A 15,566-nucleotide genomic window follows, 5' to 3' on the forward strand; every position below is an offset into this window, starting at 1 on the left:
AGGAAGATTCACATGAAAAAGAAGAAAAAGACCCGCTTTCAAAAAATTACAATGATTGCGGTTTGGCTAATGTTAATTGCCATGCTTGGTTCCCTTCTCTTCTCTGCAGTTGGTGCATTGGGTTGGATTTAAATAATCAAAGCTAAGTTCAGGATGCGTTTCACCACCCTGGACTTTTTTTATTATCCCAAGGCGTAACCCCACACCCTACCAACATTTGCAAACTAAGGCTGAAGACTTTTACCATCTTCTTTTTTCTGAATAACATCCGCGGATCGCGTTCTCAATACCAAAAGCGGACTACCAATTAAGGTTAATTTAAGGAGATCTTCCTAAACCTTAATTAGCAGTCCGCTTATTAAACCATTATTCTTTACGGTCCGGGTAAACTTCCCGTGGCTTAGCGCCATTTGCCGGACCAATATAACCTTGTTGCTCCAAATCATCAATGATCCGGGCAGCCCGATTATAGCCAATCCGAAAACGACGCTGAACCATCGAAGTTGATGCCCGTTGTTGATCAATTACAAACGCCAAAGCTTCATTAAATAAGGGATCTTGATCTGCTTGATCCTCAGCTTGTTGCATCTCTTCATCGGTCACGACCATCTCATCATCATACTCTGCTGGTTGCTCTGCTTTGATGTAATTAACGACCGCTTCAACGTCTTGATCAGAAATAAAAGCCCCTTGCACCCGAATTGGTTTATTTTTATCAATCGGTTGGAAAAGCATATCCCCACGACCAAGGAGTTTTTCTGCCCCATTAGCATCTAAAATCGTCCGGGAATCAATCCCACTAGAAACTGCAAAAGCAATCCGTGAAGGGACGTTGGCCTTAATTAACCCGGTAATAACGTCAACGGATGGCCGCTGTGTGGCAATTACCATATGGATTCCAGCGGCCCGGCCCATTTGCGCAATTCGCACAATCGAATCTTCCACGTCTTTAGAAACCGTCATCATTAAGTCTGCCAACTCATCAATAATCACTAAGACTAATGGCATTGGTGCCTGCTCATCTTCAGGATGCTCTTGAACTAGCTTATTGAAGCCTTGAATGTTGCGAATCCCAAATTTGGCAAATAACTCATACCGTCGTTCCATTTCCGCAACGACCTTGGCCAAGGCCCGGGTTGCTTTCTTGGGTTCGGAAACCACCGGACTTAATAATTGAGGGATTTGATTATAAACGCTCAATTCAACTTTCTTCGGGTCAACCATTAATAATTTCACTTGACTAGGCTTGGTTCGCAATAAGAGACTCGTTAGAATCACGTTAATTGCGACTGACTTCCCACTCCCAGTTGCCCCGGCAATCAGTAAGTGCGGCATCTTAGCAAGATCTGCCGTGACCACTTGACCGTTAACCGACCGTCCCAAAGGAACTTCCAGGGGATGATCAGTTTGGGGCATTGCTTCGATTAAATCCTTAAAGCCTACCGTTGCCGGGGCCCGGTTAGGAACTTCAATTCCAACGAGGGATTTTCCGGGAATTGGGGCTTGAATCCGGATTCCTTTGGCTGCCAACGCTAAGGCCAAGTCATCAGCTAAGCGCGTAATTTTGGCAACTTTAACACCAGTTGCCGGTTTTAACTCATACTCCGTAACTGACGGACCTAAATTAACGTTTTCGACCGTTGCTTCAACTCCAAAGGAAGCTAAGGTGGTTGCTAGTTTCTTCGTATTTTGTTTGATCGCCTTGAGGTCACTCGACTGATCGGTTGCGGCGACACTAGACAGTAAACTAGTTGGTGGTAATTGATAATCACCATCATCAGGGGTTGCCGTAGCAAAGGTTTCTGCCTTTGGGGTTGCTTGCTCTGGTTCTGGTTGACTAGCAACATTAATTTTTGGTGCCGGCTGACTTGGGGTTACCGGTTTTGTCACCGGTTCAGCAAGATGACTCGGCTCATCTGAGACCGCAGCTTTCGGCTCTGGCAACGGCTTGGCTTTAACTGCTTGCTTTGGCTTTAATTTTTTTAACCACCCGCGGTGTGAATGGGGTTGCTTAGTTTCTGGTTGAATTTTGGCCTCTTTAACCAACTTCCCGGTCCCCCGGAAAATCCCTTGAAGCAGGGGGAAAATCTTTTGCCAAGGCAACCGGAAGAAAATAATTACCCCCACTATCATTAATAGCCATCCGAGAACTAAAGATCCCGTCTGGTTAAGGAGGACATAACTAGCCGAATAAAGGAAGGCACCAAGCATCCCCCCACCAATCAGAATTGTCGAGTCGCCATTGAAAACCTCCCGGTTAAGGTTATTCCAGGTTACTAAGGTAAATTGATGATGGGTCGCTAATTGATCAAACATTTGCGCATGTAAAACCAAGAGGAGGCCACAGTAGAAAATCAAGAGCCCCCAATAGAAGCGGGCCTTTAACTTGGGCATCGCCGCAAAGATGGTAATCCAAAGAGCCAAAGCAAGGCCAATTATCATGAGGAAAATTGCACTCTCGCCCCCAATGATTTTAAAAAGGCCTAAAACTAACTCACCAATTAGCCCAAGGTTAAACAACCCGACCAATAAAAGCAAGGTTACTAATAAGCCCCCTAAGTGCCGTTCGATCCGGTCGTCGGTTGACTTTTTCCGGCTTGTTTTCCGTGGCGTTGCGCGTTTTTTTCGTGCCATTTTTTCGCCCTCTCTTATTTAATCTACTTTAATTTATCGTAGGGATATTGGTGAACCCGAGCCAAATTGGGAAAACCTTGTTGGCGTAATGCTTCATAAATAACAATGGCGGCACTATTTGAAAGGTTTAAGGCCCGAATATTTTGATCATCTTGGGGAATTCGAATTGCTAATTCTGGATATTGCCGCATAAATGGCTCTGGCAAACCAGTAGTTTCCTTCCCGAAGAGAAAGTAATGATCCCCTTCAGTTTGGTAGTTCACTTCGGTATAATCGCGAGTCGCAAACTTTGAGACTAAATATAATTTTTTCAGATCGGGAATCGTGTCCATGAAAGATGGTAAATCATCATGGTAAACCACCTTAACTTTATCCCAGTAATCTAACCCAGCCCGCTTCAGATGCTTGTCATCAGTTGAAAAGCCGAGCGGTTTAATCAAATGCAAGACCGTATCTGTTCCCGCACAAGTCCGGGCAATATTCCCAGTATTGGCGGGAAAGAGAGGTTCAAATAAAACGATATGGTTAGTCATAAAATTCTCCTTAATAAACAAAAAAAGCAGGGTCTCGGTGTGGGCACGGCGAAACGCTGCTTTAGTGAAGTGCTCTTTGGTAAGTACCAACGAAATTGTTCGATGTCACTTACCAAATGATTTCTGCCAATTATTTTAACACAACGCCTTAAGAATTCAATAATTTTTGCTTCATTTTTTTGAATTTTCAATTGGTTGGCCAGCATGAGTTTATTTTCTAAGCTTGCAAGAGCTCAACTTCAACGGTAACTTCAGCTAAGTTAGCTAGCTCAGCTTCCCCGAGTTGCCGGGCTTGTTTTCCCCAATGAAGGGGCGACATTGCCACTAAATCTTTGCGCAATTCCGGAGCTAGTTTAAACCGGTAGTTAATCGGGATGACCGTCCCGTTTGGATACCGCTGCAAGAATCGGTCCTTAACCAGATGATTATCATAGTTTCGGTGTTGGTCATCAGCTGGATAAAGTAAATTGCGGAGCTCACGCAAATAATTACCTGTTGGAATGATCTTTAACACCTTTCCTCCTGGCTTTAAGACCCGGTCAAATTCATCATAATCAGCGGGGGAAAAGAGCTCAATTACCGCATCTAAGCTTGCGGTTTGGAATGGTAACTTCCGTAAATCGGCAACACAAAAAAACAGCTTTGCCGGGTCAAGTTGGGTCGCTAAGTTCACCCCAGCTTTTGAAATATCAAAACCTGCCAAGGCATCATCTGCCTGGTGACGTAGCTCATCCAACTGGGCTAAGGGAGTTCCTTCACCAGTTCCAACATCAATGAGGCGAATTGGCTGACTTGGCAAATAAGTGTTAATTACTGCCACCATTGGTTTAAATAATCCGGCAGTTAGAACCCGGCGTCGCGCCGCTAACATCGCTTGATCATAGCCGTTTTGGGCGCTTGCTCCTTGAAGAAAATGGATAAACCCCGCCCGGTTAAAGTCCCACTGATGGCCATTTGTGCAGCGAATACTTTGATTTTCCACCGCAGCAAAAGCGGCTTGGCAAATTGGACAAGCTAACATTTCACCATGCTTTACGACCCATTGAGCAGCTAATTCACGTTTTTTCAAAACCTTTCTCCTCACTTTATGACTAATGGTTTAATTTTAGTTAATTTCCGATTGTTAATCAACCATCCCAAGTGGTCAGAACCCTTATCTGCCCCTAGCAAAACAATTTCATTATTGCTATTATTAAGGGGTAATTTAAGAAGGAGGTCTTTCTTTTGACTGAAAAGTTTATGATTGGGACTTACACCAGTAAAACCAGTAAAGGAATTTACGGAGTAACCCTTGACACTGACGCTGAAAAGTTATCAACCCCTTGGGTCGTTGCGGAAACCCAAAAGCCATCCTATCTTCAAGTCATCGACGATAAGGTAGCAGCCGTTAAGCAAGCTGGCAAAGACGGTGGAATTGCCACGTATCAAATTGAAAATGATCACGCTACGATGCTCGATCAATCATTAGCAGCTGGCTCACCACCAGCCTACGTTAGCTACGATGCTGAAAAGCACCTTTTGTTCTCGGCTAACTACCACACTGGCGATATCAATGTATACAAGGTTGATAATGACTGGAAACTAACCCTCACTGATTCAGTTCATCATGAAGGCGCTACTGGTCCAGAACCTGAACAAGATAGTCCGCACCCCCACTTTGCTGACTTGACTCCTGACCACCGCCTGGTAGTTTGTGACCTGGGGATGGACCTTGTTGTCGTTTACGACCTTTCTGACGACGGCAAACTAACCGCTAAGTCTCGTTACCAATCAGAAGCCGGGTTTGGTTCCCGTCATATTACTTTCTCCCCTGATGGGAAGTTTGCCTACCTGCTTGGCGAACTTTCTAGCAAACTCGAAGTTTTAAAGTACAACGCTGAAAATGGCGCCTTTGCCCATGTTCAAACAATCAAGACGATTCCAGCTGATTGGACTAGCCACAATGGGGCCGCTGCTATTCACATGACTAAGGATGGTAAGTTCATCTACACTTCCAACCGGGGGGAAAATACGATTGCCGTCTTTGCCATTCAAGCTGACGGAACCGTTGAACACGTTCAATCGATCAGCACTGAAGGTGACTTCCCCCGGGACTTTGAATTAAGTACCACGGAAGAATACTTGGTTGCTGCCAACCAAAACACTGATAACTTATCTCTTTATAAGCGGAATGATCAAACTGGAAAGTTGACCCTCCTGCAAAAGGACGTCCCAAGTCCTGAACCAGTTTGTGTTAAGAAGTGGTAAGTCACCACACCATCGACTATCGCTTTTAAGTAATATTCAGTAATAGAAGAGAGACTGAAAAGAATTAACATTCTTCTCAGCCTCTCTCTTTATTTTAACTTCAAGTCCTTGATCAAGTCTTCCATATCCCAAGGCAAGGCTGCCTTTAAGGTAATTGTTTGATTTAAAAAGGGACTAAAAAAACTAATCTGTTGGCAATGAAGGGCTTGACGAGTAATTCGGGTACAATTACCGCCGTACATTTCATCCCCAAATAAGGGATTTCCTCGCCAACTAAAGTGGCATCGAATTTGATGCGTCCGGCCAGTGTGCAAACGAATCTTAATTAAACTTGCTGTGGGCGTCATCGCTTGGCGCCAGTATTCAGTAACTGAAACTTTTCCTGCGGGACCAACCATCCGTTGAACAAACGATTCTGGATCCCGTTGAATTGGGGCATCCAAGTAACCATGACTGGAAACTTTTCCCCCCACCACTGCTACATACTCTTTTTTAATTTGGTGAGCTTTTAATTGCCGGTCCAAAACAGCGTGTGCAAACCGATGTTTAGGGAAAATTACCAGACCGCTCGTATCCCGATCAAGCCGGGTTGCTACGTGGGTAACTTGGTTCGGATATCCTTGTCGTTGATAATACGCTTTTACCCGGTTAACCAAACTATCTTGCACCGGAACATTATGGGCGGGGACAGTTGCGACGCCTGCTGCCTTATCGATGACCAAAAAGTCGCGATCTTCATAAGCAATTTTAAAAGGTAAATCACAAGGCGTAACCCGATCATTGGCTTGTTCATCTGGAACTTCAATTCCCACTTCATCCCCAGGGTTAACATTAGCGATTGCCCAGGCCGTTTCGCCATTCAATAAAAGCCGGCCACCGTGAAAGATAGCCACCTTGATGAGGGAAGAAGTCACTCCCAATGATTTCAAGACGCGTCTTAACTTACGCGGCACCACTCCATTATAGGTCCAGGTGAATGTCATGCTTCACCCCCGATGAAGGAAGCCTTAACCCGCCGCCAAAAATCGGTATGCCGATACTTTGCAAATCGAATTTGTTGTTTAGCTACCGAATAAGTTAATTCAGTGAGATGCCGAACTTGTCCAAGCTCAAGTTGCGTGCGATCGCAGCTTAAAACTGCCGTTGAATCATCATCTAACCGCAGGGTCAAAACTGCGTCGGCCCCAAAAATGATTGGTGAACCCAAAGTCCGAAAAACCCGGTTATTTAAGGAGGCCATTTCACTTAACTGGAAACCAATAATCTTGGGATCCATGATCGCCCCACCAACTGACTTGTTATAAGCCGTTGAACCAGTGGGCGTTGAAATACAAAGGCCATCCCCCCGGAAGCGTTCAAATAATTCGGCATTAACGTAGACATCACAAACCATTGTCTTTAGGGTATCTTTAATTGTCGACTCATTTAAAGCGATGAATTTTTGGTGCGTCCCATCGGAATACTTCGCATCAATATCAAGTAAAGGATATGAAACTGATTGACCAGTATCCGCTTTTAAGCTTTCAATTAAATCAAAGACTTCAAACGTCCGCCAATCAGTATAAAACCCTAAGTGGCCGGTATGCATCCCGACAAAGCGAATCCGATCAAGTTGATCTTCATAATGGTTGAATGCTGAAAGTAAGGTTCCATCCCCGCCAATTGAGATTACCAGCTCTGGCTGTTCCTCATCATAAGGAATTTTTTCTTTAGCCAGGCCCTGAATAATCATTCGCTTTAAGCGTTTGGATTCTTGGGTTCCCGAATTATAAATCGCGACTTTCATCATTTTCCTCCCGATTTGGTTCTGTTAACTTTGGATCTGGTTGCCGATTATATGAAAAAATCGTCTGGGCCTCTTGAATTTCTTCCCTAATTTCTGACATTTCTTGGTCAAGTTTGAAGGCTGCCGTAGCTGCCCGTTGCAACCGGTCTTTAACATCTTTAGGGAAGGTCCCGCCGTATTTGTAATTTAGTGAATGCTCAATTGTTGCCCAGAAATTCATCGCTAAGGTCCGGACCTGGATTTCAGCTAAAATGCGTTTTTCACCGGTCGTTAATTGGACGGGATATTCAATCACAATATGATAAGAACGATAGCCACTTGGCTTGACATTCGTTACATAATCACGTTCTTCTAAGATCGTCATATCTCCTCGTTCGCGGAGGAGATCAACCACAACATAGATATCTTCAACAAATTGACACATGATCCGCAAACCGGCAATATCTTGCATATCCTGTTCCAAACGATCTTCTTGGACGTGACGGCGAACCATCTTTTCCTTAATGCTATCAACTGGTTTTACCCGGCCAGTCACAAATTCAATCGGCGAATGTTGCGCTTGATCCTCAAATTGTTTCCGCATGCCCCGCAACTTAACCTTTAATTCATTGACGGCTTGTTGATAAGGTAATAAAAAATGTTGCCAGTTTTCAACCATGAGCGTTCCTACTTTCTCTTTAATTCTAAGATCCATTTTAACATACCCCTGCCACTTAAGCGGTTTTAACGCCTAACCACTAACGGATAATTTGGGTGTTGGCAACTTACCTGTCATCTAAAAACACTTTACTTTACAATTTTAATTGATTTTGCCAAAATAATTGCAGAAACTATCTAACGATTGGAGGAGCCATCCGTGATTGAAATCCATCTCTTCGTCAATCCGTTAGGGATGAAGTGTTACCGTTGTGAACAAGATGTAATGCGGATTGAGCATGATCTTGAACAAACTAAATTTAACTATCAATTCATCCCGCTGATTAACTTGTATACGATTCAAGATACCCTTCACCGGTATGGATTGTCAGCTAACCACCAGCAAAAAATTTCTGAGCTTCTTTATCAAATCAGCTTGGACTTTAAGGCCGCTCTCTTTCAAGGCGGTAAACGCGGACGAAAATATCTTTTACAACTTCAAACAGAGTTAATTAACCATCAACAAAGTTATTCCTTTGAACTAGCTACCAAGATTGCTGATAACGTTGGGTTAGACTTAGAAATGTTTTTAACTGATCGTAAGTCTTCCCTTGCTCGTAAAGCTTTTTTGGCGGATCAAAAAATGGCAAATGAACTCAAAGTAATCCGGACAGCAACCGCGGTTGTCTTTGACACCAATGAACCTGAGTACGGGGTAATGATTAATGATTTTGACTACGACAGTTTACTTGAATGTATGCAAAATGGTCAATTACAAGCTAGTCAAGATCCCCAAGTTTTTGCTGATAAGCTAGGTAAACAACACCATTCATTTAGGATTATCTAATGCAAATCTGGGTGAGCTACTTGGCCATCAGTGGTAGCGTTTTAGGATCAAGGTGGCTGAGGCCGGGAAGGAACTAATGTTTCTTTCCGGCCTCTTTTTCATCTCCGAATGTTACTCAGTAACTACGGTCGCACCAACCTTCATTTTTTGAAAACGGGCAAGGAAACACGTTCTTTTAAGGACGTGATGAATTGCCCTAATTTTCTGTCCTTTAGGTCACATGGGTAGATAAATATGTGGTATAATTACTGATATGAAAGATATAAATAAACTTACGTATGGGAGAACTTCCGTATATAACTTAAATTACCACATTGTTTGGGGAACTAAATACCGTAACAAAGTCTTGCAGGGACATGTTGAGCAAGTGTTTAAGGAGTTAGTTAATCAGATTGCTAAAGAGTATGGCTTTACAATTGTTCATCTTGAAATTGGCAAAGATGATCATGTTCACTTAATGGTTAGCGCCCCACCTAAGCTATCTGTCACCAATATTGTTCGTTGGTTAAAAGGGATCACTGCATATCAATTATTTCGCAAATGTCCAGAATTGCAGACCAGCTATTGGAAACAAAAGGGGCGCCACCTTTGGTCACCTAGTTATTACGTAGAAAGCATTGGTGCCGTAAACGAGCAAGCTGTAGCTAAATATATTGACGACCAACGTAAAAAGGAGAGCTAAATGCTTAAACTGCCTAAAACAACTGAATATGTCCGTACTCGCCGGTACCACCTAGTTGTTACGGCAGAGTTAACTGAAAAACACATGTGTAACTTGGCTGTAGAAAACGAACTACACAACTATGCGCTTAAATTCCTAGAAAGAACCTACGGTTATAAGCATCTCGGTCGTACTTTTCCAACTACTCGTACTGGTAAGAACTATATTATTAAAGATGAAATATTACCGCGATTTTTAAAAGAATACTATAATTTAAAACGTTGGAATGCTAAGAAAATCGGATTACACTCACAAGCAGCTTATCAATTCTTAGTAACGATGTTGACTAATTTCGGCGAGTACCGGAAGGTGCTCAAGAAAGCATCCATGATGATCGAACAAGAAAAAGAAGATTACCGTAACAATAAGCACGGTAACAATCCTAAACACCGCTCTTGGTACCGTAAGGGATCACTAACATTCCTACGGAATGAAGCTAGTCATAAGACGGTTTCCTTACCCGATAATGGTCAAATCGAGGTGCTGTCACCACACTGGATTAAGCTTCAAGATTATGGAGTGGTTCAAGTATTAGAAGATATCCGGAACCTAAAGAACCAGAAGGTTGTCACATCTAAGATTAAGCGTAAAGGCAATGATACTTTTGAGCTTCAGCTAGTTCTAAAGTCCACAGTTGAACGGGTTAAACCAGCAAGAAAAGCTGGCGCTGATTGGAACATGAAAGACGAAAAAATCTTCCATACTTCCAATGACGAGCGAATTTACCTGCCCTTACGAACGTCGGCATTAGCTGATAAGTATGAATCAATCATCAACGGGCTCAAGAGTCGTCGAGATATTTTAAGCGCTCACCTAAACAAGCGGTGCCGCCGCTTAGCTGATCTCAACCAACAAATTAGATACTATAATGTGCGAAGGACGAATCTGCTAACGGAAGCCTACCGTAAAATTGCTAAACAACTCTTTGATGATTACGACTTACTAGCCATCGAGCAACTCGACGCTAAAGAAATGCGTCGTGAGTCTAAGGCGTTAAGTAAAGCCGGTAATCACGGTAAGAACCGCCATTTAGCAAAAGTTAAGCCTTACGAATTAGCCCAATTATTGACGCAAGTCGCCAACCGTGAGGGTAAAACTCTGCTTAGGGTTGATTCCTACAAGACAAGTCAAGTTGAATACGGCACTGATTATGTCCAGAAACATGAGGTTGTGGAACGCCACTGGCGTTCTGAACTGACAGGTAAAGAAATCATTCGGGATCTCAACGCAAGTTGGAATATTCTTAGTTGGGCACTCGATCCAAAGAAACATTACAAGTATCGCGAACGGCAACAAGAAATTGAAGACGCAAAAAAGAAAGGAGTCGCTAAAACACGACTCCCTAAAGCAATTAAGCCAGAATATCTAGTTGAAATTAATTAATATCATCACGGGCGGGACAGAACCTTGCCGTCCTTAAAGGCTACAAGAGGAGACTTTGGCGTATCACCCTGAGCGTGCAAAACGGGTGCGAAAAGCCTTCGGAAACGGTTTTAACTGTTCGAGAATCAAGTGTAACTTGATTCTCCATTGCCTAAACGATTTCCAGATCAAGAGGCACACTGTTGCCTTTTGATCCAGAAGCTCGGTCATTTATGGCCGAGTAGTTCACGTCCTAATCAGACCGTTGAGGAGCTTTTTTGCAAGCCCCTAGGTTGCTTACTTTATTCGCCGCAAAGCTCTTAATTTGGCTTCATAATTTGGAAACCACACCGGTGGATGCCAATAGATAATCTTGTGTTGATCTTGTTTTAAAATTCTTGCCGTTAATAGTTGTTTTGTCCAAGCCCAAATTAACTGTTGATGAACCTGTTGCCTTTGTTGCTTACTTAAACATGGTAATGGCAACCAAGCTGAAAATTGATCAACCCCAAGTAACCATTCTCTGAGTAGCCAAGTTTTTCCTAGCCCAAAGCGCTCGATCCATAATAATTGCCGTAAATGCCAAAAAAATAGTGGCTCAGCTAAAAAGGGCCAGTTAGTTTCCCGACAATGGGCCACTAAGGGGCTTGTACTTAGTTCATGTCCAGCTTGATAGACCTGGGTTACGATTTGGCGCACGGTTTGATTCTTACCATTGCTAAACTGACTGCGATAAACATCTTGACTAACTTGCTGTGGGTTTACTTTTGCCTTAGCTGAAATCCAACCAACCATTTTAATTAACTCTGCCTTTTGATAGTCCCAAAAATAAATCGTTGGTTTTTGGTGATCAAGGTAGGTAAATTGGGCTTGCCGATTTGCGCGGAGCCAATGCCGATATGGACTTCCCAGAATCCAAATTGGTTTAATTCCAATTTGAGCATACCCTTGATTTCGTTCTACCAACCGTTTTAAATCAAGATTACTACACTGAAACTCAATGATTACTTGTTGCGTTGGTCGTTTTAACAATATATCTGCGCGCTGTTTAATCTGGGGATAGTAATGTTCTAACTCCCCTTGCCATCCGCGCTTCTTCGCCCATTCCAGCATTTGAATTTTACCGACTTGATGCTCATTTGTTTCACCTTGTCCATGCTGACGATCGTTTTGATGAGCAAAATAGGCCTTTTTAGCTTTACCTCGGCAAATGCGCACTAATTGACCACAATCGGGACACCAATACTGCTGACCGCGAATTGCGTTTGGCGCTAATGTTAAAATTCCTTTTTGACTAATTGCAATTTTCATTTCATCCCTCCTACTATTTAAATACGTAAAAAAGATGATTTTGCATTTTTTTATTTACCAAAAAGTCTAAACAAATTAAAAGGGGGCCGGAAAGAAACTTTTGCTTCTTCCCGGCTCCCTCTTTCATCGCCCAATGTTGCTCAGCAACTACGACCAAGCCAGTCACCAAGTAGACGAGCAAACACCAAGTAAGTTGGCTAGCTCATTTCAAGCCGTTGAAGACTTTTTTCTCCGACCGCATTCTTTTAACTAAAATAATGCCGAATCAATTCGATTGCCGTTTGATCCATGATTTGTTTACCATGCTCGGCTAAAAAACTCTTTGAAACACTAGCTGGTTGCGCAAACTCATTGACAACTGCCATCCGGTCACGGATTTCACCAGAAGTCAACGTCCCTTCATTGATGAAGGTAAGTACTAAGTAGTAATCACCTTCAAATTGATAAAGATCGGTTACTAAATTTAGCGTGTCAAGTTGTTGGGCTAATTCAACTAAGTCCTCAAAATTAACTAATTTAACAACTTGTTCGAACTTATCAACGGTTGGATCTGCTAAGGCCGTTTCAACATCATCTGGTTGATCATTTAAACTTTGGTCATCATCATAACCCTGTAATTGATCTTTAATTGACGGTGGTAAGCCAACATCATTTGATTGGTTCACCACCTTTTTGATTAGTAGTTCTAATCCATTATTTTGCATTGGTCTTGCCTGGAAGGTTAGCGCACTATCATGATCAAAATCATGATCAACATCAACTTCATCCAAAATTTGGTAAAAGAAGGCCTCGATTTTATCTTGATCATTCATCAAGTCTGGGATTGAGATTCCCCGTTGAATCAAGTCATCTTGGTTTATCAGAACTTGAATGGTATTTTCATCGATTCGTTTACTTTCCATTCGCTAGTTCCTCCCAACTCCGTTAAATTTAAATCCTCTCTATTTTACCGAATTTCATGCCAAACTGCAAAAAAAGCGGGTGAAATTTGCTTTCACCCACATTTAATTTTAAAATTTTTAAAACATATTTGCCCGACGTTGGGCTTCGGCTAGCTCCATTGCCCGGACCTTCCGTGGTAAGAAGCGCCGAATTTCATCTTCGTTATAACCGATTTGGATCCGCTTGTCATCAATAATAATTGGCCGCCGCAATAGCCCTGGTGTTTTAGTGATTAATTCGTATAACTTCGTCATTGGCAATTCATCAAGGTCAATCTTCAAAGATTGATAAGCTTTGGAACGCTTAGAAATAATATCTTCAGTTCCATTTTCAGTCATCCGGAGAATCGTCTTAATTTCGGCTAAACTTAACGGGTCAGAAAAAACATTTCGCTCTACATATGGGATATTGTGTTGCTTTAACCATGCCCGCGCTTTCCGACAAGATGTACAACTTGGTGATGTGTAAAGTGTTACCATTTAAGCTGCCCCCTTTTTGAAAATCTGAACTTCATCTATCCTTCAATTCCATTATATGCTACTACACTGATAAATAAAACCTTTCTTTTGAAAATTATTTACTTTTTGTAAGTGTATTAAAAATACGATTTTAACCGTTTTCAATGATATACAAAAGTTATTTTACATCTACTCACCTTAAGTCCGGGAAACCGTCAATTGATTTTATTTAATTATCGATCCCCAAAACCAGAATCACTTGATAATGTAATTTTTTATCGCACAATTTATATTAAGAAGTATAATAAGGTTAAGGAAGTGATAATTATGTTATCAGAAATTAGCTATGCTCTTGGATCACTTGATTTTCTCCACGATAAGGAGAACGAATTAAAGTCAGACCGACTACTACGCCTCTATAGTAGTACCCGGATACCCGGTAAATATACTCTGTTTGATTTTTCCGGCAAAAAATCAGCTTTTGCTGCTCCAATTCGACTCAAAACATTACACGCAGTTGGCAAAGACGATTTTCGGGGATTTCTAAATTACCAATCCTTTACTCTTAGTCGGAAGGAACGGAAATTATTGCGGAAATGGGCACATGATATTCTTGACGAGACAATTGCTGACTCACAAGGCACAAAATTATTAACGGGTTATCTAATGGAACGAAAAGATGATCCAGGTACAACTGTTTTGATGACCTGGTGGCAGTCCGCAGGAGATTTAAGTGAATGGTTAGATAGTCCACGTTATGATCCCCTCCGGCAATATGGCGAACCAGGACCACGTAATCAATACTTCTTTGATCAATACCATTTAGCTGAATAATGGAATGGCAAAAGCACACCATCTCGACGACCGATCAAGGGTAAGTTCCATCAAGATTAATTTGTCGGAATCGTTTTTGGAGCGGACTAACAATTTAATCGGCGTTTACGAACTCGAACAAGCTAAACAGAATCATGTTTTTAAGTAACCGTTCAGCGGTAGAAAAAAGCTGGGAAGAAAATGCTTCTTCCCAGCTTTTTTATTAGCGGTCCATGCGGGACTCGAACCCGCGATCTCATCCGTGACAGGGATGCGTCCTAAACCAACTAGACCAATGGACCAAAAATTGCGGGGGCTGGATTTGAACCAACGACCTCCGGGTTATGAGCCCGACGAGCTACCAGACTGCTCTACCCCGCGATAATAAAATAAGATGACCCGTACGGGACTCGAACCCATGTTACCAGCGTGAAAGGCTGGTGTCTTAACCAACTTGACCAACGGGTCATAACGGAGAAGGAGGGATTTGAACCCTCGCGCCGCTTGTCGCGACCTACACCCTTAGCAGGGGCGCCTCTTCAGCCACTTGAGTACTTCCCCAATGGGTCTAAGTGGACTCGAACCACCGACCTCACGCTTATCAGGCGTGCGCTCTAACCAGCTGAGCTATAGACCCATTCAAAAGAAAAAGCGGGTAACGAGAATCGAACTCGCGACAACAGCTTGGAAGGCTGTGGTTTTACCACTAAACTATACCCGCATCTTAAATATTTAATTAAATGGCGCGGGACGGAATCGAACCGCCGACACACGGAGCTTCAATCCGTTGCTCTACCAACTGAGCTACCGAGCCAGAAACGGTCCATGCGGGACTCGAACCCGCGATCTCATCCGTGACAGGGATGCGTCCTAAACCAACTAGACCAATGGACCAAAATTGCGGGGGCTGGATTTGAACCAACGACCTCCGGGTTATGAGCCCGACGAGCTACCAGACTGCTCTACCCCGCGATAATAAAAGGAGGATAAGAGATTCGAACTCTTGCGTCGGTTGCCCGGCCTAGCGGTTTTCAAGACCGCCCCCTTCAGCCACTTGGGTAATCCTCCATAATTATGAACCCGTAGGATGGACCTTGTAGGACTCGAACCTACGACCGGGCGGTTATGAGCCGCTTGCTCTAACCAACTGAGCTAAAGGTCCAAAACAACCACCCAAATCGCGGCGGGGGGGATCGAACCCTCGACCTCCCGGGTATGAACCGGACGCTCTAGCCAGCTGAGCTACACCGCGAATTAAGTAACTTATCTAAATTAC

General features: G+C 43.0%; 15 protein-coding genes and 12 tRNA genes. 6 read left to right on the forward strand and 21 right to left on the reverse strand.

What is annotated here, in order from left to right:
- Positions 1-12: 12 nt before the first annotated feature.
- Entirely contained in the window at positions 13-132 is a 120-nt protein-coding gene (locus GTO83_RS07300; protein ID WP_180870096.1) for a DUF4044 domain-containing protein, read from the forward strand.
- Positions 133-366: 234 nt separating this feature from the next.
- On the opposite strand, the gene GTO83_RS07305 is transcribed toward GTO83_RS07300, so the two are convergent.
- The 3 genes from GTO83_RS07305 to GTO83_RS07315 form a co-directional block, all read right to left on the reverse strand.
- Positions 367-2,634: a DNA translocase FtsK gene (locus tag GTO83_RS07305; RefSeq protein WP_180870098.1), complete on the reverse strand. Its 2,268-nt coding sequence runs from the start codon at positions 2,632-2,634 to the stop codon at positions 367-369.
- Between the two features lie 23 nt (positions 2,635-2,657).
- Complete coding sequence (locus GTO83_RS07310) at positions 2,658-3,167, reverse strand: tRNA (cytidine(34)-2'-O)-methyltransferase (protein WP_180870100.1); 510 nt, start codon at positions 3,165-3,167, stop codon at positions 2,658-2,660.
- Positions 3,168-3,384: 217 nt separating this feature from the next.
- On the reverse strand, positions 3,385-4,236 hold the full coding sequence (locus GTO83_RS07315) for a methyltransferase domain-containing protein (protein ID WP_255463111.1): 852 nt from the start codon (positions 4,234-4,236) through the stop codon (positions 3,385-3,387).
- Between the two features lie 155 nt (positions 4,237-4,391).
- On the opposite strand from GTO83_RS07315, the gene GTO83_RS07320 reads away from it, so the two are divergent.
- Positions 4,392-5,414: a lactonase family protein gene (locus tag GTO83_RS07320; protein ID WP_180870102.1), complete on the forward strand. Its 1,023-nt coding sequence runs from the start codon at positions 4,392-4,394 to the stop codon at positions 5,412-5,414.
- Positions 5,415-5,503: 89 nt separating this feature from the next.
- Here the strand turns inward: GTO83_RS07320 and GTO83_RS07325 are convergent, their stop codons facing one another.
- From GTO83_RS07325 to GTO83_RS07335, 3 genes are read right to left on the reverse strand one after another with little or no spacing between them, the layout of a single operon-like run.
- Complete coding sequence (locus tag GTO83_RS07325; RefSeq protein ID WP_180870104.1) at positions 5,504-6,397, reverse strand: RluA family pseudouridine synthase; 894 nt, start codon at positions 6,395-6,397, stop codon at positions 5,504-5,506.
- A complete protein-coding gene (locus tag GTO83_RS07330) occupies positions 6,394-7,200 on the reverse strand; it encodes an NAD kinase (protein ID WP_180870106.1) in 807 nt (268 codons plus the stop codon). The genes GTO83_RS07325 and GTO83_RS07330 overlap by 4 nt, the downstream gene beginning before the upstream one ends.
- The gene (locus GTO83_RS07335) at positions 7,181-7,858 is read right to left on the reverse strand and encodes a GTP pyrophosphokinase family protein (protein WP_180872157.1); all 678 of its coding nucleotides are present in this window, start codon (positions 7,856-7,858) and stop codon (positions 7,181-7,183) included. Before GTO83_RS07335 ends, GTO83_RS07330 begins: the two co-directional genes overlap by 20 nt.
- A 198-nt stretch (positions 7,859-8,056) precedes the next feature.
- Here GTO83_RS07335 and GTO83_RS07340 point away from each other — a divergent pair, with 198 nt between their 5' ends.
- The 3 genes from GTO83_RS07340 (at position 8,057) to GTO83_RS07350 (ending at position 10,787) form a co-directional block, all read left to right on the forward strand.
- Positions 8,057-8,683 (forward strand): DsbA family protein, encoded by a 627-nt coding sequence (locus GTO83_RS07340; RefSeq protein WP_180870108.1) that lies wholly within the window; start codon positions 8,057-8,059, stop codon positions 8,681-8,683.
- 253 nt (positions 8,684-8,936) lie between these two features.
- Complete coding sequence (gene tnpA, locus GTO83_RS07345; protein WP_180870110.1) at positions 8,937-9,365, forward strand: IS200/IS605 family transposase; 429 nt, start codon at positions 8,937-8,939, stop codon at positions 9,363-9,365.
- Complete coding sequence (locus tag GTO83_RS07350) at positions 9,366-10,787, forward strand: transposase (RefSeq protein WP_180872182.1); 1,422 nt, start codon at positions 9,366-9,368, stop codon at positions 10,785-10,787.
- Between the two features lie 276 nt (positions 10,788-11,063).
- Here GTO83_RS07350 and GTO83_RS07355 read toward each other — a convergent pair whose 3' ends face one another.
- The 3 genes from GTO83_RS07355 to spxA all read right to left on the reverse strand — a co-directional run bounded on the left by GTO83_RS07355 (position 11,064) and on the right by spxA (position 13,498).
- Positions 11,064-12,077, reverse strand: a complete 1,014-nt coding sequence (locus tag GTO83_RS07355) for a competence protein CoiA (RefSeq protein ID WP_180870112.1) — start codon at positions 12,075-12,077, stop codon at positions 11,064-11,066.
- 245 nt (positions 12,078-12,322) lie between these two features.
- Positions 12,323-12,979: an adaptor protein MecA gene (locus tag GTO83_RS07360; RefSeq protein WP_180870114.1), complete on the reverse strand. Its 657-nt coding sequence runs from the start codon at positions 12,977-12,979 to the stop codon at positions 12,323-12,325.
- Between the two features lie 117 nt (positions 12,980-13,096).
- The gene (spxA, locus tag GTO83_RS07365) at positions 13,097-13,498 is read right to left on the reverse strand and encodes a transcriptional regulator SpxA (RefSeq protein WP_180870115.1); all 402 of its coding nucleotides are present in this window, start codon (positions 13,496-13,498) and stop codon (positions 13,097-13,099) included.
- Positions 13,499-13,804: 306 nt separating this feature from the next.
- On the opposite strand from spxA, the gene GTO83_RS07370 reads away from it, so the two are divergent.
- Complete coding sequence (locus GTO83_RS07370; protein ID WP_180870117.1) at positions 13,805-14,311, forward strand: hypothetical protein; 507 nt, start codon at positions 13,805-13,807, stop codon at positions 14,309-14,311.
- Between the two features lie 206 nt (positions 14,312-14,517).
- Here GTO83_RS07370 and GTO83_RS07375 read toward each other — a convergent pair.
- From GTO83_RS07375 to GTO83_RS07430, 12 genes are all read right to left on the reverse strand, one after another.
- A tRNA-Asp gene (locus GTO83_RS07375) sits at positions 14,518-14,592 on the reverse strand.
- Between the two features lie 5 nt (positions 14,593-14,597).
- Positions 14,598-14,671, reverse strand: a tRNA-Met gene (locus GTO83_RS07380).
- 14 nt (positions 14,672-14,685) lie between these two features.
- Positions 14,686-14,758 (reverse strand) — tRNA-Glu (locus GTO83_RS07385).
- A gap of 4 nt (positions 14,759-14,762) precedes the next feature.
- Positions 14,763-14,851: transfer RNA gene (locus GTO83_RS07390), tRNA-Ser, on the reverse strand.
- Between the two features lie 2 nt (positions 14,852-14,853).
- Positions 14,854-14,927: transfer RNA gene (locus GTO83_RS07395), tRNA-Ile, on the reverse strand.
- Between the two features lie 13 nt (positions 14,928-14,940).
- Positions 14,941-15,011 (reverse strand) — tRNA-Gly (locus tag GTO83_RS07400).
- A 20-nt stretch (positions 15,012-15,031) separates the two neighbouring features.
- Positions 15,032-15,104: transfer RNA gene (locus GTO83_RS07405), tRNA-Phe, on the reverse strand.
- Between the two features lie 5 nt (positions 15,105-15,109).
- A tRNA-Asp gene (locus tag GTO83_RS07410) sits at positions 15,110-15,184 on the reverse strand.
- A 4-nt stretch (positions 15,185-15,188) separates the two neighbouring features.
- Positions 15,189-15,262, reverse strand: a tRNA-Met gene (locus GTO83_RS07415).
- An 8-nt stretch (positions 15,263-15,270) separates the two neighbouring features.
- A tRNA-Ser gene (locus tag GTO83_RS07420) sits at positions 15,271-15,358 on the reverse strand.
- Positions 15,359-15,378: 20 nt separating this feature from the next.
- Positions 15,379-15,452 (reverse strand) — tRNA-Ile (locus GTO83_RS07425).
- 16 nt (positions 15,453-15,468) lie between these two features.
- Positions 15,469-15,542, reverse strand: a tRNA-Met gene (locus GTO83_RS07430).
- Positions 15,543-15,566: the final 24 nt, after the last annotated feature.

Source organism: Lactobacillus sp. 3B(2020) (genome assembly GCF_013487845.1).
Classification (GTDB): Bacteria; Bacillota; Bacilli; order Lactobacillales; family Lactobacillaceae; genus Limosilactobacillus; species Limosilactobacillus alvi.

Coding starts and splice junctions, on each gene's coding strand:
- GTO83_RS07370 (WP_180870117.1), top strand. CDS start 13,805: ATGTTATCAGAAATTAGCTATGCTCTTGGATCACTTGATTTTCTCCAC.
- GTO83_RS07300 (WP_180870096.1), top strand. CDS start 13: ATGAAAAAGAAGAAAAAGACCCGCTTTCAAAAAATTACAATGATTGCG.
- GTO83_RS07305 (WP_180870098.1), bottom strand. CDS start 2,634: ATGGCACGAAAAAAACGCGCAACGCCACGGAAAACAAGCCGGAAAAAG.
- GTO83_RS07335 (WP_180872157.1), bottom strand. CDS start 7,858: ATGGTTGAAAACTGGCAACATTTTTTATTACCTTATCAACAAGCCGTC.
- GTO83_RS07330 (WP_180870106.1), bottom strand. CDS start 7,200: ATGAAAGTCGCGATTTATAATTCGGGAACCCAAGAATCCAAACGCTTA.
- GTO83_RS07355 (WP_180870112.1), bottom strand. CDS start 12,077: ATGAAAATTGCAATTAGTCAAAAAGGAATTTTAACATTAGCGCCAAAC.
- GTO83_RS07360 (WP_180870114.1), bottom strand. CDS start 12,979: ATGGAAAGTAAACGAATCGATGAAAATACCATTCAAGTTCTGATAAAC.
- GTO83_RS07325 (WP_180870104.1), bottom strand. CDS start 6,397: ATGACATTCACCTGGACCTATAATGGAGTGGTGCCGCGTAAGTTAAGA.
- GTO83_RS07350 (WP_180872182.1), top strand. CDS start 9,366: ATGCTTAAACTGCCTAAAACAACTGAATATGTCCGTACTCGCCGGTAC.
- spxA (WP_180870115.1), bottom strand. CDS start 13,498: ATGGTAACACTTTACACATCACCAAGTTGTACATCTTGTCGGAAAGCG.
- tnpA (WP_180870110.1), top strand. CDS start 8,937: ATGAAAGATATAAATAAACTTACGTATGGGAGAACTTCCGTATATAAC.
- GTO83_RS07310 (WP_180870100.1), bottom strand. CDS start 3,167: ATGACTAACCATATCGTTTTATTTGAACCTCTCTTTCCCGCCAATACT.